Origin of the sequence: Dyadobacter sp., assembly GCF_051859145.1 — a bacterium.
Taxonomy (GTDB): Bacteria; Bacteroidota; Bacteroidia; order Cytophagales; family Spirosomataceae; genus Dyadobacter.
The window spans coordinates 1-14,757 of the sequence record NZ_JBHYGF010000023.1; the positions used below are offsets into that span (position 1 = coordinate 1).

Consider the following 14,757-nt stretch of genomic DNA (forward strand, 5'->3'; position numbering starts at 1 on the left):
TTTCTTGCTTGTTGATAAAAGTTTAGATTTATCGAAAATTAAACCTTCCTAGCATTATGTTCAAATTCTCTGGGACGTTCGAGCCGTACCATTATATTTTTTTTGCAACTCTTATTACCGCTGCATTGCTAGTATTCAGTGCTTATCATCAATTAAAGTCGGCCCAGGATTCAGCCGTCGAAATGAAAGGTCTACTTAAAAAGGCCACAATCCAACTGGCAAAAACAGATTCAATATTGGAAAGTCAGCAGGAAATAATTGCAACTCAAATTGAGACGATCAAACAACTAATCGGGGCAGACGACATACCTAAGATTAAGATAGTTTTTGCGGACGTCCTCCCAAGTAACGAAAAAGCTAATAAAGTAACTTTTTATGCAGAAAACTCTGGCAAATACCCGATTTACAATTTAGAAATATCAATTAGGGATGATTATACTGGACGTCCTCGATTCATGAAAAGCCTTAATGATTCTGACCATAATCAAAGCTCTGCGGTTTTTTGGGAGCAGAGTACTCAAGAGCTATTTGTTCGGTCTTCCATATTCACTCTTCCAAAAGGCCAATCAAAGCAGCTCCACATTTCCGCACAAAATTTCGGCCAATCCGCTTCATACGAGCTAATAGTCAACTGGATGAAAGGCTCTTATCGGCTGTTACTACAGATTGATCAGGAAAACGAAATCCCTACAATTAAAAAGTTGACTATGCTAAATGATGGCAATGAGCGAGATATACTAGTCTCAAAAGATAAATACTTAAACGTTCTAAGGCAGGTCCGTGATCCGAAAGCAGAAGTTAGAGTGATTCTGAACGGAGAGGAAAGGACCTCAATTATTCAAGGATTGCGTAAACCTATATTTAAGCGGGTTGACATTAAACAATAATAGCCACTCAGGTATACCGTATATAAGGTAGATTTCCTGTCCTTTTTCCAATCGGAATTTGGCTGATTCTTGCGTCTCCATGGACTCGACGCACAGTCCAGTTATCCGGTAATCAATGGCATTTCAACAAAACGAGACGGTCGGCATAACCCTGAAAATCGAAGGGGATGAAGCCCGTAACAAACTTTCCCTGCTCGAAAAAGAGGCGATCGACCTCAATAAAGCACTCAAAGAAGTACCGAAAGGATCTGCGGAATGGCAGACTTTGACAAGAGAGATCCACAAAAACCAGGATGCGCAAAAGGCGCTTAAAACTGAGTTGGGTCTAACCGGTCTTACATACCGGGAGCTGCAAAATGAAGCAAGGATTCTCAATAAGGAACTTTCGAAAATGACGCCGGGGACGGCCGAATTTATTTCAAAATCCAAACAGCTAGCCGAAGTCACGGCCCGCGCCAAGGAGGTAAAAGCAGAAATGAGCGGAATAAGCACCGCTCTGGATGAACCTACGAAAAAAGGGCTTTGGCAGAAAATGGTATCCGGTGCCACAAGCGCAGGTAGCGCCATAAAGCAAGCTTTTGGGCTGGCTGCGATCATGAATATCCAGTCGCTGATCGAGTCAGTTATCAACTTTGGAAAAGAAGCTGTATTAAAAGCCGCTGAAACCTCTGACGCCTTTGGTGATATCCGGAAAGCAACCGGTATGACTACCAAAGAAGTTTTTGACCTAAATGCAGAGATCCGCAAGATCGACACTCGCACCGCGCAAAAGGATCTGCTCGATATTGCCAAAGTGGGCGGGCAGATCGGAATTGCCAAGGATGAGATGATGGGCTTTGTTGAGTCAGTAGATAAAGCTGTCGTAGCATTGGGTGATGAGTTTTCCGGCGGGGCAGAAGAAGTCTCGGCAACGCTGGGCGTGATGTCCAAGCTTTTCAAAGAAACCAAGGATCTGCAAGCTGGCAAAGCGATTAATGATATCGGTTCAGCAATTAACGAGCTGGGCGCTGCCGGATCAGCCACTGGCCCGGTTGTCAGCGACTTTACCACGCGTGTCGGTCAGCTGGGTAAACTAGCGCCGGCAATTGATCAGACGCTGGGACTCGGCGCTGCACTGCAAGAGCTGGGACTTACCGCTGAAATTGGCGCAGGCGGTCTTTCCAACATCCTTTTGGGCGCTGCAAAAGCCACGAAGCTTTATGCTGATCAGATCGGCATGACCGAAAAGGAGTTTAAGAAGCTGATCAATTCAGACCCGAACGAGGTGATTTTACGCCTGGCTAAAAGCTTCAAGGGGATGCCTATTGACCAGGTTGTTAAGCAAATGAACGATCTGGGCATTAAGAGCCAGGAAGCGACCAAAGTAATGATGCTACTGTCGGATAAAACTGACATGGTTCGCGAAAAACAGCTGCTTGCTTCTAAGGCAATGAAGGAAGGTACCAGCTTGACCGCTGAGTTCAGTATCAAGAATGAAACTGCCGCTGCCAAGCTGGAAAAGGCTGGTAAAGTGGTCGATTTATACCGTGAAAAGCTTGGAAATGCGCTTATCCCTGTTGTGCTCGCGCTGACTGCTGGCTTTGTTGGGCTGGTTAAAACCATCGGCGCCATTCCGGAATTCATCGAAGAAAACAAGGAAGCTTTCATCGCCCTGGGTGTCGCGATCGTCTCTTTAAATACTGCCAATATTGCGGCCGCTGCAAGTACCCTTTACTATGCTGCCGTCGAGAAGGGGCGCGCGATCGCTACCCAATCGGTAACAGCTGCGCAGTGGCTTTTAAATGCTGCCATGACAGCCAACCCGATCGGGCTGGTCGTTGCCGGCGTTTCGCTGCTAGTCGGTGGGTTCACTGTACTGTACAACCACTCTGAGAAAGTACGCGCCGGCGTGGCAGCACTCTGGGCTGGCTTAAAAGCTACCGGTACTGTCATCGCCGAATTTGGCAAGGCGCTTATCAACCTAGACTTTGCCGGTATGGCCAAGGCCATTTCCGAAGGCGGGAAAACCATCGGTAACGCCTTTATGAAGGGGTACCAGGACAAACTGAATTCGGAAGCTGCCGGCTTGAAAGCAGCTCATAAGAAAACAATCGATGAAAAAGTCGATATCAGCAAGAAAGGCGCTAGCCAAGCAGCTGCAAATGAAATCCTGATCGCTGCCGGTGGCGCCGACACAATTACCAAAGCCGAGCAAAAGGAGCTTGACAAACGCAAAGCAGCCAAAGAAAAACTGCTGGAATCCTACCGTACTGCCGAAGATAAATACGACGAGCAGGTGAGAAAGGACCGTGAAAAAGCGCTCGACTTGCTGGCAAAAATGGAAGCCGAAAACGAGCAGGCGACCGCTGTAAATACGCTGGAAATCCAGGAAAGCAAGATCCGCGAAATCGCCCGCAAACGCCTGGCCGATATTGAAAAAGCCAAACTTGACGAAGCAGAAAAAGCCCGGGCTATCGAGGCTATCAATGTCAATAGCGAAACCGCGCTGGAAAAGGCGCGCCGTGATTTCCGTGAAAAACGGATTAAGGAGGAAGAAGAAGCCGCTAAAAAGCGCCTGGAAACCGAAAACTTCATTCGCGAGCAGGAAATGAAAGCCGAAATGATGGTTTTCGACTGGCGTGAAATGCAGGCGCGTGGCAATGCCTCGAAACTCGCGGCGGTGAAGAAAGAGCGTGTCGACGCTGAATTAGCCTTGACAAAGCAGGCCATTGAAGCAGAAATTGCCGCTGAGCAGCAAAAAGCGATCGCGCTGACCCATGATGCCGGCGAGCTGGCTGTCGCGCTCTCAGCGATAGAAACGCGCTACAATACCGAATCGCTCATGGCGGTCAAGAAAGCGGCTGACGATAAGAAGACGATCGACCAGGATCTGCACGATACCAAGGTCGCTAATGCCAAAGCTTATTCTTCTGCCTTCGCTTCTCTGCTGGCCGGCGACGTTTCCGGTTTTATGGCAGCAGCTTCCCAAATCGTTGCCGGCCATAAGGCAGCGTGGCAAGAGCGGCTATCTGCCGACATGGGCGCTTATGAAACCGGGGCGCAGGCTGCACAGGCAGCTGTCAACTTCCTGAATGATCTGGCGCAGAAAAAAGCCGAAAAGGCAATCGCCGAAGCAAAGCGTGAAGTAGATGCGAAGATCGCCACGCTGACCACTGAGCTACAAGTGACAGAATCATTGATCACGGCCAGCTCTAACTATGTGAAGGACCTGAAAGAAGCCGAAACCCAGCGGCTGACAGAACTTCAACGTATACTAACCAGCGAAACCAGCACCGAAGAGCAGAAACGTGATGCGCTCAAAAAGTATTATTCCGAGCAGCTGCAACAGATGAAAGCGGCCGAAGAAGCCAAAATCCAGGAATTGCAGCGCCTGGCTAACCAGGCTAAAACGGAAGACGAAAAGCGTGCGATCGAAGAAAAAATCCGCCTGGCTGAAAAAGAGTCGGAAGAAAAAATCCGCCTGGCAACCGAGGAAGCAGAAGCCAGAGCGGAAATGATCGATGCTTTGCAGGAATTTACCATGGAGAGCACGGAAACGCTTTTGGTCGATGCTGAGAAATCCAGCGAGAAGCAGATCCAAATGGCCAGTGACGAAGCAGAGCAAAAGGCTGAATTTAAAGCGGACCTGGAAGACACGATCGCGGCCGAAAATCGCAAGGCCCGGGCGACTGAAATGGCCGAAAAGCAGAAGGCTTTCCGGGCTCAGAAAAAGGCGGACATCGCGACCGCGCTGATTACTGGCGCTTTGGCCGTTTTGAAAGCATTGGCCAACTTCTTCCCGCTTAATATCATCCTGGCCGCGACTGCTGCCGTTGTTACCGGTGTGCAGATTGCAAAGATCAAAAACCAGCCTGAGCCTACTTTCCGGGACGGTGGATTACCTGGTGGTTTCATTGCCCGGGGCGGCAAGCATGGCAATATTTACGGCGATGGTGGAATCGCTCTGATTGACCGGGCCAGTGGCCGCGAAGTGGGCGAAATGGAAGGGGATGAAGCAATTATCTCAGCTGATCAGACGGCCGCAAACATGCCGCTGATCAATGAAATGTTCAAGAACGCCCGTACTCCCGGAATGCGTAATAAGGCCGTTTCTATGGAAACAGGCTTGCAAAGCAGCTACCGGGACGGTGGCGCCATGTTTGAATCTCCTTACTGGAAAAAGGAAATGTACCTATTCGGATCCAAGAAAAGGAAAGCCGAGCAGGCTGCGAAAGATGCGGAAGCAGAAGCGGCCAAGGCACAGGCAGAAGCGGATGCGTACATCGCTGATATGCCAAGTGCAGACACTAGCGCTTATGACGGGATCGACGGCAGCGAACCAAACCCGTCGACAGCAGAAAGCCAGGCGGCATTCGAGGCATCCCAGAAGCAAGGGCAAATGCAGCTTGAACTTTTGAAGGAGATCATCGAGACGCTGGAAGCAAGCAGCGACGCCAATACAGCTACTGGATTGAGCCTGGAAAAGGCAATCGGCGCAAGTGCAGATAGTACAGCCAATGCACTGAAAGATATGGGTAGCCAGGTCAGCGGTCTTGCCGGTAGAATTGAGGCCGTAAAGAACGCAGTGAATGAAAACGTAGGCGCTACCCGGGGCGTCGAGAACGCTGTTAACAATGCGAATGCAAATGGCGTCTTACATGGTATTTTAGAAGGAATTAGCAATCTCGCATGAGGTCAATAATTGCTATTTTTAGTATATTTGTTATATAAAATCGCCAATTGTTACTACAAGCGAAAATATAATATTTCGACTATAATAGCCCACTTAATCAACGTTCGTCAAATGACTAAAGAAATCACTTTATGCGTGCCCCGTTATGTATATAAATTCATTCTCGCTGAGCCGGATTACGACTTTATCGAGCCGAACGTAATCGAAGTTCCAAAGCTTTCAGAGCTCGGGCATTTGATTCACGGATTTTCGCGTCACATTCCGCACAATCAAATCTTTCAGCCTGTTCAGCCTACCAAGAACACCGTCAATTTAACTGTGCGGTACCTCTGTAAGTTAAAGGCTTTCGATGTTCCTGTCGAGAAGTATCCCGACCTGGTCGCCTTTCTTAAAGAGCTGTTCCGCGCCTCGCTTATTCGTGAAGTTTCTGCGATCCACACGATCCATCCTAATCCGGATTATGGCTGGATGGTGAAAGCTTTTTTAGATCGCCGTGGAATAATTACCAGCGATTCCCTGGATAAAGATATCGATCTGGACAGGGTCAGGAAGGTGTACCGGGACCACTTGGCAAGAGTCGACAAAAAAAATCGCCGAATGCGCAAACTTTCGATGCCGGTTTTGTCGGGTTTTTCACCTGTTTGTCGGGTTTAAGACAACTTTGTCGGCTTTTTCACCATTTTGTCGGCTATGAAAACCGCATTTCTGAGTCAGAAACGCGGTTTTCTGCTGTAAAACAGCCTGTTTTTTGGTCTTTTCGCCAAATGTTATGTTACCCTATTTTTGGGGTATGCCTATCATAGAAACAAACCAGCCCTGGCAGCTCAGGCCGCTAAACCAATCCGGGATCCGGAGGATAAAGTTAGTATCTGCCGATACGTTGAAATTCTTCCCTTCTGCTGGATTGGTGCCTCAAACCAGCTTTGTTTTCTATGAATTCATTTTTCCTTCGGATTTGCCGTGTATTGCAACCGTTCAGCAGCAAGAGTCGCCCACTGGGCAAATCTTCTTTGCTCAATCAATAAGCTTTTCACTTCCCCATTTCTCGGACCTGTTGATTCAGTGGATAGCAAGAGAGAGGAATACCGACTGGCTGGTGATCGCCGAAGACAATAATGAGATCACAAGGCTCTTCGGCGGTGTTCCTGATGGGTTACGGTTAAGCCTGCAAGGAAATACTGGAGCAGGCAGAAGGGACACAAACCCGATAAGTTTTTCGCTAACAGGACAGCAGCTTACACCATATACCCTTCTTGCCGATTACCAGGATCAAATCCTTTTCCCAAATAATGCGGGCTTCTCTTACGGATTTTCAACAGGTTTTAACTCTTAAATACACGATGGGCTTTACGCTAGAACAATTTAAGCAATGGGTTGGTGAGAACTTTCCCGACAATACGAGCAGGGCAATTGCGGAAAATGATTTCCGGGATGGACTTAATGCCATGGCGGACTTTGTGTTTGAAACCAATTCCAGCGCATTCGTGGAAGCCAGCATGGCCGAAATGAACGGCCTGTTAGACCAGGCTCAAAACACTGGAGCCGGATTCGAAACGATTCGCATGCAAACGGCGTCCCTGCTTTCGCAAACATCCAATGAACGGGCTTTGGCCCAGCAGGCACATAATAATTCACAGTTGCTTTTAGGGCAATTTCAGCAGCTAATTGCCCAGGGCTTCACTCCAAAGGACAATTACACGATCGCCACCAATACGCCAAATCTTAATACCGTACCAAAGGCGCAAGGTGACGCCTATGTCGTAGATGCTGACGGGACAAGTACGATAACTGGCAAATCCCTGGATATGAAAAAAGGGGACGTATTGCACTGGAACGCAGCAAATAGCCTGTGGGTTTGGAGGCCAAACGCAACGCAGCCCAGCGACGGCAGCGTGACCAGGCAAAAGCTGGAAAGCTGGCTTTCTGACCTGTTTACGCCGATTGATCCTGACTCCCAATACTTGGACGTAAGAACCGACTCACAGGGACGCATCGGGCTTTCTGTTAGAAAATCTGACGGCGGGGTGGAAGGTAATTTCATTATTGAAAAGCAGAACATGCAGCCCAATTCTGTCGGGCCTGATCAACTGGAAAATTCTTCTATTACCCTGGACAAACTGGCTCAGGCCGTAAGTGAAAGGCTATTCCAGCCCTGGGATAATTCTGGATCCCGCTATGCGTGGCCATTCCTGGATCAAGAAGGACGGATGCCTTTTGCAGTCACAAAAGACGGGAAGTTAGAAGCTGATTTGGAGATTATCGACGGCACCATTGCGGGGATCAAGCTTTTGAACGACACTATAGAAGAATCAAAGCTTTCGCCTGCCTTGCGGGGAAGAATACCGACCCCTGCATTTACCAGGATCAACGCTTCAAACCTGAACGATGTCACCTACCAGGTTGATGATTTATGGCGGGCCGTTGAGATCAATATCGAAACCCGGACAAACGCCCAAGGCTACATTTTCGCAAGCTTCCCGCCCAAACAAACGCCAGTATTGAAAGGGTTAAATGATACAGGCTTTGATCTGATGTTTAAGGAAACCTTGCGAATTCCAATAAGAGGAAGGTCTAATCGTGGCAATTTTAATCCCGCATCAAACGGGGTTTTTGGCTGGAATTATCGGGGGAATTACGGAAACGGCCCAGATAATACTTACGGTGCCCTGCCCGCCGGCGCGATCGGCGACTGCTGGGTAATTGACGGAGGAAACCAAATTGGGACCAGAACGGCAAACGGGCTAACTTTTAAAAATGGGGATTGCCTGGTAAAAATCGGAGTAGGTACCGCCAATACAGACTATGCGATTCAATCAGGCCCCGGGGACGGAACATTCCTTTTCAATGAAGGACAATTCTGGACAGTAACTAACTCGGGATATTTTGCCGGTAAATACTACGCTGTCGGCAGCAGGATTTACGTGCAAGGACGGCAGACGGCTGGCGGTCCGTATTGGGTTAAGTACGGAGTTTCAAAGCCCGGGGAGCTATATATCATGGGTGAGTGTGACGGAACCTTCGCGCCAGTATCGCCAAAAGATGGTGACGCTTATATTTTCTCTGCAAATGCTATTGCTGCCGGTATTACTGGCGCAATCGGGGACATGATCGCTTACCGCTCTGGATGGGGGTTGATACAGTCCAAAAAGGTAACTGTTCCAGCTGGCCAGTGGTTTTACTTGCCTTGCCAGAATGCAGCTGAATGGTCAGTTCGTAGGGTAGATAAGTCAAATACGATTGTAGCAGTGAAGGGGCTGGGCCATTCTATGTCAGTTCGAAGAAAAACCACTGACGAAATCCGACTTTGGTCTGATTCTATGTTTGGCGGCGGCAGCGTTGGGGCGAAAATCAATTCTCTTTTAGCGGCACAAGGCAGGGTTTCAAGTCTGGGAGGCTATGGCGGTTCGACAAGTGAAGATATCCTGTCAATGATCCGCGATAGTATAACAGCTGGTGATCCTCATGTGGGCAAGGTGCAGGTTCTTTGGCATGGGCAGAATAATTTAAGTTTCCCGCGCATTGTTTCAGCTGCATACCAATTCACTGAGCTGGTTGGGGCCGAGCAGGCAAGGTTCATTTTCTGGTCTGTTTTGGGCGTTAGATACACAAGCTGGAATGCAGGATTAAACCGGTTTGTTGCGCAAACCCAGGAAGATGCTTTCAATAAGACGGGAGTAGTTTACGAGGTCGAGCAGTTCTACGAAAAGGCATTCCCAAGACAATGGTTTTCGCCACGAAAGGCGCTTTTAGAAGCTGCCGCCACAAAAACGCGGCTAGATCCAACATTCCCAGGAAAGACAGAAGCCCAGGTAGCGGCTCTTTACGGCGTGCTGCCATTTTCGTACTGGTTTGAGTGGGAAGGAAAGCCATTTAAAGACGCGAATTTGAATTATGTCGGCAATTGGGACTTAACCCAGGGCATGCCGACCGGGGGTAATAATCTTGACTATTATTTGCGCCTGGCCGCTGGCGACTCTGGCGGGAACCTGATTGTGAATGTGGGCGGCGTTTGGACTGAATACAGCTTTGACAAAGTCCACATTTCCCAGGAAGCAGGAACGGACCTGTCTGCGAAATTTCTAACATTTTTCAACACTTTAAATATTTAAGAAATGGCATCACAAGGCATTTTATCCAAATATCCAGGCAATTTCAATGATCCAAACGGCACAATGCGCCGGTTTTATCCTAATGACGATTGGATTGACCAGCACACCGAATTCCTGTTTGATTTCGGAAAAGTGGCGTGCTGGCCGACTCAGGCGACACCACAACAATCGGACGTAATCCGCAACCTGGTAACAGGTAAACCAAACTTTCTTGTCAACAGGACAACGGTGTCAGACATAGCCTTCCGCGAGGGTGGAATTTTTCTTCCCGGGCAAACAAGCAATTACTTGACTGCGACCAATGCGGCAGATTTTCGCCTGAACGCAACGCTTGAAAATCCTGATTTTGTAATCATATATTGGATCAAACGGGAAACAGGATTCACTACTAATAATTACCAAGCTTTTCTTTCCAGGGGAAGCAGCTCTGCTACTGCTGACCAGTATGAAATCATAATGCGTACTGGTACAGGCGGTTTAGGGTTTGAAGCCCGTATATCAAATGGCGTTACCGGATCGAGCAGGTCCCTAGCTGGTGATGTTGTTGATACGTACCTGAATAAAACAGCGCAGTTGGCCATGGCCGTAGAAAATGGAAACCTGATTACTTTTTTCAATGGTGTTGAAGTGGCCAGGACTGCATTTGCTAAGCCTTACAATGCCGCCATTCCAGGGGAAGGCAAGATGTGGATTGGCGCTGGCGCCGGTGGTGCCTCATTGAAGGCGTTAGTAAAGCGTTTTGGACTTACCAAGCTGATCCCAGGCGGCAAGAGCGCAGCACAGCGAGTTTTAGATGACTTTAACTGGAACAAAGCCAGGCTGAATCCAGCCTGAGCGTGAAAGTTCAAGAGAAGGCCTGCTTACAGTAGGCCTTTTTTTATGTCCTTTCTGTGGGCGTGTATCTGCTTTAATCTTGCAATCACTTAATGATCGCAGATTAAATCGGTTGTAATGAATTCACTTAAATCTTTCCTAGCATGGCACCTTCTGGACACATACGTTCCTGAGATCGAGCAATCGATTCGAGCGGGAATCAAACCATTTGAACCCAAACTTCCGGCTGCATATTTAGAGCTCGCTGCTTCTAGCGGGTACGAAAAGGCATGGAACGACTACTTCACCGACCGCTATTCTTCTGATCGGTCTGTATTGGTGCTGAGTCTATCGGGACCGATGACGCGCGAGCCCTACTACAATTGGGGTAATGACTTTTACATCCGGTTGCTCCGTGCAGCTGCAAAGGACGAAAGCTACAAGGGCGCCGTGATGCAGGTTAATACACCAGGCGGCACGTGTGACAGCCTGCCGGCATTCGCTCAGGCAGTTGCAGATTTCAGCAAATCAAAGCCAATCGTTTTCCAAACTGCTGGCATGTACTCGGCCGGCTACTATATCGGATCGCAGGGCGATGAAATATTCATTGAGGACCAGGCTGCAAGCGGTATTGGCAGTATTGGAACACTGGCCATTCTGGAAAACTATGCTGAATACTACCAGAAAAACGGCATGGATATGAGGATTATGCGCGCTACTGGTAGCCAGGACAAAGCGCTGCTCAATAGTTTCGAACCTTTCCCACAACCTGCATTGGATCAACTGCAAGGCGTTTTGGATGCCTGTCAGCGTGAATTCGTCGGCGCAGTAAAACGTGGCCGTGGCGGGAAGATCACATCCAACGAAGTATTTACCGGCAACACCTACGGCGCTGATCAGGCGATCAAGCTAGGACTAGCCGACAAGAAAGGCGATCTGAACGCGGCTATTAAAAGGGTGTTGCAGCTGGCCGCATAAACGAGTTACCAAAACGCAAAATTCATAATAGGATGAGTAAACCAAGATTATCGATCGGCGCCTGGTTAGACCAGGTTTTCGGCAAAACGCACAAAGACCTTTCCGAAACCCTGAGCACAGAGCAGTATAACGATTTCGTGAAAGGCGCTACTTCAATCCGTGGCGCGGTGGATACAGAGGAAGAAGAAACCCAGGATACCGCTGGCGACGGCCAGGAAGTTAAAGGCTCGAAAGAAGCTGCTGAGAGCAAAACCGAGGTTTTGGATACTGACCTATCTGCCAAAGTTCTGGCGCTTACCAATCAGCTCAGCGAAGCACAATCGGCATTAACAACCGAGAAAGAAGCGCATGCAGCCACAGCCGGCAAGCTGACCGAAGCCGAAAACAGCCTGAAAGAAACTACTACCAAGCTGGAAGCTTCTGAGCTGCAAAAGCAAAAGCTGCGCGATGCTGTCAACCCATTGGGCGACGAAGATTTAAGCAATAAGGAAGGCACTGGCGCTGACGCTGGTCTGACAAAAACAGATCTGGAAGCGCGCGAAGCACACAAAAGAAACCGCTCAGAGGCGTAGGCCAACCAGATCGAGCGTAACCAGTCAGCCGCCTGGATCGAGCCTGGAAAGCTGACTGGTTTTAAAAAGTTATCAAAAATTTCAAACTCTAATAATTTCAAAAATGGCAAGTGTTGATTTAAGTACGCTGGATGCAAATCTTAAAAAGCGTAAAGCCAAAGCCCAGGCGCTTCTGGCTAAAAGGCTGACCGACGGCTGGGCAAGGTTGGCAACGTTCAAGAAATTGCGCGTAACCGATGAACTGGTATTAGGTTCATTCTCGGCTCAAAGCATGATGCAGCCTGGTGGAAAGGGTACTTTCAACCCGAAAGCCAATGCGATTAAAGTGGCTGCGCGTATCGCCAAAGTTCGCCCTGCAAAGGTCGATCTTTTGATCACAGAAATCGAGCGCAAGCAACTGGAAGCAACCTATTTTGCAGAAGTGGAAGGCACAAACGGCCGCGATCCTGAAAAATACATGTTCGCAGACCATATCTGGGATACTGTCATTGAAATGGCAGGTGTCGACACTATGAATGCGGTTTGGAATGGCGTGTATAACGTGAATGGTACGAACGCGGTCGACGTGGTTAATGGTCTGATCGCTATGATCGACGCAGATATCGTAAGCGATGAACTTCCTGACAGTTTGATTTTAACGCATGCTGCTGATTTCTTTTTGACAGAAGACAACATCATTCAGGAGTTCAAGGATCTGTCAAAAGTGTACCGTACTAAGCTTCCTGCTTACGCAAAACAACCGGCTACACTGTATTGCGCACCTGAAAGAGTGACAGAATACGAATTTGCAACCGAGTCGCTAAACGGCAACAAGAACACCTACAACTCATTCAATCAGCCGGTTCTTTATTGGGACAAGAACATTAAAATTGAAGCTGTTCTTGAACTTGCTGGTAGCGATTTCATGTGCATCACGCCAGACGAAAACTTCATTTTTGCTTCTGACCGTACCCAGGATAAAATCGAGCTGACTAGCGATTACAGCGTGCGCGACCGTTCGATTGCGATCGTAGGTGACTGGGATTTTACGCCTAATTATTTCCGCTCTGATTTGATCGTGGTAAACGATCTGCGGGCACGTGAAGCAGCGCAAGGCGCCTAAGCTTTCCAGGCTTTAACATTGATTGAATAACCCATTTAAAAACTTTTTGACCGGTCGCCGGTGCAGTGCGGCCGGTCAATCAAAACAAAAAACTAAGCATGAAAAAGTATTTGAATTTTCTGATTGTGGCAGTACTGGCCGTTATCGCCGTTCACCTGGTGCCGGAAGTACAGGCTCTTTTAGGTATGACTGACCTGGCAGGTGCCGCGGTTCTTGCAGTCGTTCCTTTCGCTTCATTCACTGGCCTTCGCAACATCGACGAGCAGCTTGCTAACCCTGCCGGCGTTCGTCGTATTGGTGTGATCGCTGTAAAAGACTTGCTTGATGCGGTCGTCGACTGGCCAAAGGCAGTAGGCTCAGCGCCTGACGTGAATGTGGTAACCATGGAGATCACCACACCTTTACCAGTTGGAGTAGGTAAAACTGTCGCAGTCATCACGCCGGCCGACAACTCGGCAAACTTCACCTTTGAAAACCAGGGTGATCGCTACTACCAATCTTTTAAGCATGCATTGGCGCTTGACATAGCTGGTTTGACCAAAGCCCAATCTGTCGAGCTGCGCAAGTTCCTCAATACCGGCTGTATCTTCTTTGTCGAGACAAACGATGGTGATATCCGCGTGATCGGATCCAAGCTTTCGCCGATCGTATTGAAGTCAAAAGGTGATTCGGGCAAGAAAGGCGGCGACAAGCGCGGCTATTCTTTGACTGGCGACAATGACAACTTTGTCACTGAACCGCCTTTCTACCCTGATACGCTGGCCCTGCCTGGCATGCTTGCAGAAGCCTGATGAAAAAGGTAAAAGTTCGACTGGCTTATCAATCCGATAAGCCAGTCAATTTCAAATTCGGTGAAGAAAATATCACCATTGGCCCGTCCGGTTTAACCGCCATTGAGCAGCGCTACGCTGAAAAGATTATCGAACAGTTTCCGGGATGGATCGAGCCGGTTTACAACAAAAAACCAGCCGCCAAATCAAAAGCTGTCGAAACAAAAGAGTCCTGAAGCCGGGATTCTTTTTTTATACACCTCACTTTTTTACCATTCAATACAGTGGACGTTAAAACGAAAATTGCCCTTAATACCATTGCTAAGCAGCTTTCTCGCGGTATCATTTCAGAAGAAAAGGCCGAAGCCGAAGTGCTTAAACTGATAGGGCCTGATCCTGCTAAGGCAGTGGCAGAAGATCCGGAGCTGGGAAAGTACCTGGACGTGCTGGAAGAAAGATATCCGATGCCAGAAAAGAAGGATCCGGAAACGGAAGCAGCACCAGGTCCGACAGTCGAGCTTCCAGAGCCAAGCCCGAAAAGGACACGCAAGCCAGCAGCCGCAAAAGCGAAAGGCCAATAGCCGGCCGGCCGCTGACAGCAGATGAATTCAAAATTGAATTTGCCAAATGCTGCCAGCAGGCCGATGAATACAACCGCTTAGCCTCTGAGCTTGCCGACGCGCTGCACGAGATCCCGGAAGATATCGCCTGCATGAAAGAAGTTTCGCAGGTACTGTATTATGATGATATGTACCGGAAGGCATTGGCAAAGCGCAAGTACCTGCAAGAAACCAGGATGCTGCCGGTGGACGAGCCGGTAACCGCTTTTCGAAAAGACTACCACATTCCGACCG

The 14,757-nt window shown here is 48.6% G+C and carries 12 protein-coding genes; all 12 read left to right on the forward strand.

Annotated features, from left to right (window positions below):
• Nucleotides 1-56: 56 nt before the first annotated feature.
• The 12 genes from ACTIE6_RS02095 (at nt 57) to ACTIE6_RS02150 (ending at nt 14,484) form a co-directional block, all read left to right on the forward strand.
• Nucleotides 57-887, forward strand: a complete 831-nt coding sequence (locus tag ACTIE6_RS02095; protein WP_439555052.1) for a hypothetical protein — start codon at nt 57-59, stop codon at nt 885-887.
• Nucleotides 888-1,002: 115 nt separating this feature from the next.
• A complete protein-coding gene (locus ACTIE6_RS02100; RefSeq protein ID WP_439555053.1) occupies nt 1,003-5,559 on the forward strand; it encodes a hypothetical protein in 4,557 nt (1,518 codons plus the stop codon).
• Nucleotides 5,560-5,670: 111 nt separating this feature from the next.
• A complete protein-coding gene (locus ACTIE6_RS02105; RefSeq protein WP_439555054.1) occupies nt 5,671-6,213 on the forward strand; it encodes a hypothetical protein in 543 nt (180 codons plus the stop codon).
• A gap of 115 nt (nt 6,214-6,328) precedes the next feature.
• Nucleotides 6,329-6,892, forward strand: a complete 564-nt coding sequence (locus tag ACTIE6_RS02110) for a hypothetical protein (RefSeq protein WP_439555055.1) — start codon at nt 6,329-6,331, stop codon at nt 6,890-6,892.
• A 7-nt stretch (nt 6,893-6,899) separates the two neighbouring features.
• Nucleotides 6,900-9,668: a hypothetical protein gene (locus ACTIE6_RS02115; protein ID WP_439555056.1), complete on the forward strand. Its 2,769-nt coding sequence runs from the start codon at nt 6,900-6,902 to the stop codon at nt 9,666-9,668.
• 3 nt (nt 9,669-9,671) lie between these two features.
• A complete protein-coding gene (locus tag ACTIE6_RS02120; protein WP_439555057.1) occupies nt 9,672-10,502 on the forward strand; it encodes a hypothetical protein in 831 nt (276 codons plus the stop codon).
• Nucleotides 10,503-10,619: 117 nt separating this feature from the next.
• Nucleotides 10,620-11,459, forward strand: a complete 840-nt coding sequence (locus ACTIE6_RS02125; RefSeq protein ID WP_439555058.1) for a S49 family peptidase — start codon at nt 10,620-10,622, stop codon at nt 11,457-11,459.
• A 32-nt stretch (nt 11,460-11,491) separates the two neighbouring features.
• Complete coding sequence (locus ACTIE6_RS02130) at nt 11,492-12,031, forward strand: hypothetical protein (protein ID WP_439555059.1); 540 nt, start codon at nt 11,492-11,494, stop codon at nt 12,029-12,031.
• Between the two features lie 103 nt (nt 12,032-12,134).
• The gene (locus ACTIE6_RS02135) at nt 12,135-13,133 is read left to right on the forward strand and encodes a hypothetical protein (RefSeq protein ID WP_439555060.1); all 999 of its coding nucleotides are present in this window, start codon (nt 12,135-12,137) and stop codon (nt 13,131-13,133) included.
• A gap of 98 nt (nt 13,134-13,231) precedes the next feature.
• Nucleotides 13,232-13,924: a hypothetical protein gene (locus ACTIE6_RS02140; RefSeq protein WP_439555061.1), complete on the forward strand. Its 693-nt coding sequence runs from the start codon at nt 13,232-13,234 to the stop codon at nt 13,922-13,924.
• Nucleotides 13,924-14,139, forward strand: a complete 216-nt coding sequence (locus ACTIE6_RS02145; RefSeq protein ID WP_439555062.1) for a hypothetical protein — start codon at nt 13,924-13,926, stop codon at nt 14,137-14,139. The genes ACTIE6_RS02140 and ACTIE6_RS02145 overlap by 1 nt, the downstream gene beginning before the upstream one ends.
• A gap of 48 nt (nt 14,140-14,187) precedes the next feature.
• The gene (locus ACTIE6_RS02150; protein ID WP_439555063.1) at nt 14,188-14,484 is read left to right on the forward strand and encodes a hypothetical protein; all 297 of its coding nucleotides are present in this window, start codon (nt 14,188-14,190) and stop codon (nt 14,482-14,484) included.
• Nucleotides 14,485-14,757: the final 273 nt, after the last annotated feature.

What these genes read in the sequence shown, in the direction of transcription:
- ACTIE6_RS02100 (WP_439555053.1), top strand. Translation starts at nt 1,003, where the DNA reads ATGGCATTTCAACAAAACGAGACGGTCGGCATAACCCTGAAAATCGAA.
- ACTIE6_RS02135 (WP_439555060.1), top strand. Translation starts at nt 12,135, where the DNA reads ATGGCAAGTGTTGATTTAAGTACGCTGGATGCAAATCTTAAAAAGCGT.
- ACTIE6_RS02125 (WP_439555058.1), top strand. Translation starts at nt 10,620, where the DNA reads ATGAATTCACTTAAATCTTTCCTAGCATGGCACCTTCTGGACACATAC.
- ACTIE6_RS02095 (WP_439555052.1), top strand. Translation starts at nt 57, where the DNA reads ATGTTCAAATTCTCTGGGACGTTCGAGCCGTACCATTATATTTTTTTT.
- ACTIE6_RS02110 (WP_439555055.1), top strand. Translation starts at nt 6,329, where the DNA reads ATGTTACCCTATTTTTGGGGTATGCCTATCATAGAAACAAACCAGCCC.
- ACTIE6_RS02145 (WP_439555062.1), top strand. Translation starts at nt 13,924, where the DNA reads ATGAAAAAGGTAAAAGTTCGACTGGCTTATCAATCCGATAAGCCAGTC.
- ACTIE6_RS02105 (WP_439555054.1), top strand. Translation starts at nt 5,671, where the DNA reads ATGACTAAAGAAATCACTTTATGCGTGCCCCGTTATGTATATAAATTC.
- ACTIE6_RS02140 (WP_439555061.1), top strand. Translation starts at nt 13,232, where the DNA reads ATGAAAAAGTATTTGAATTTTCTGATTGTGGCAGTACTGGCCGTTATC.
- ACTIE6_RS02130 (WP_439555059.1), top strand. Translation starts at nt 11,492, where the DNA reads ATGAGTAAACCAAGATTATCGATCGGCGCCTGGTTAGACCAGGTTTTC.
- ACTIE6_RS02120 (WP_439555057.1), top strand. Translation starts at nt 9,672, where the DNA reads ATGGCATCACAAGGCATTTTATCCAAATATCCAGGCAATTTCAATGAT.
- ACTIE6_RS02115 (WP_439555056.1), top strand. Translation starts at nt 6,900, where the DNA reads ATGGGCTTTACGCTAGAACAATTTAAGCAATGGGTTGGTGAGAACTTT.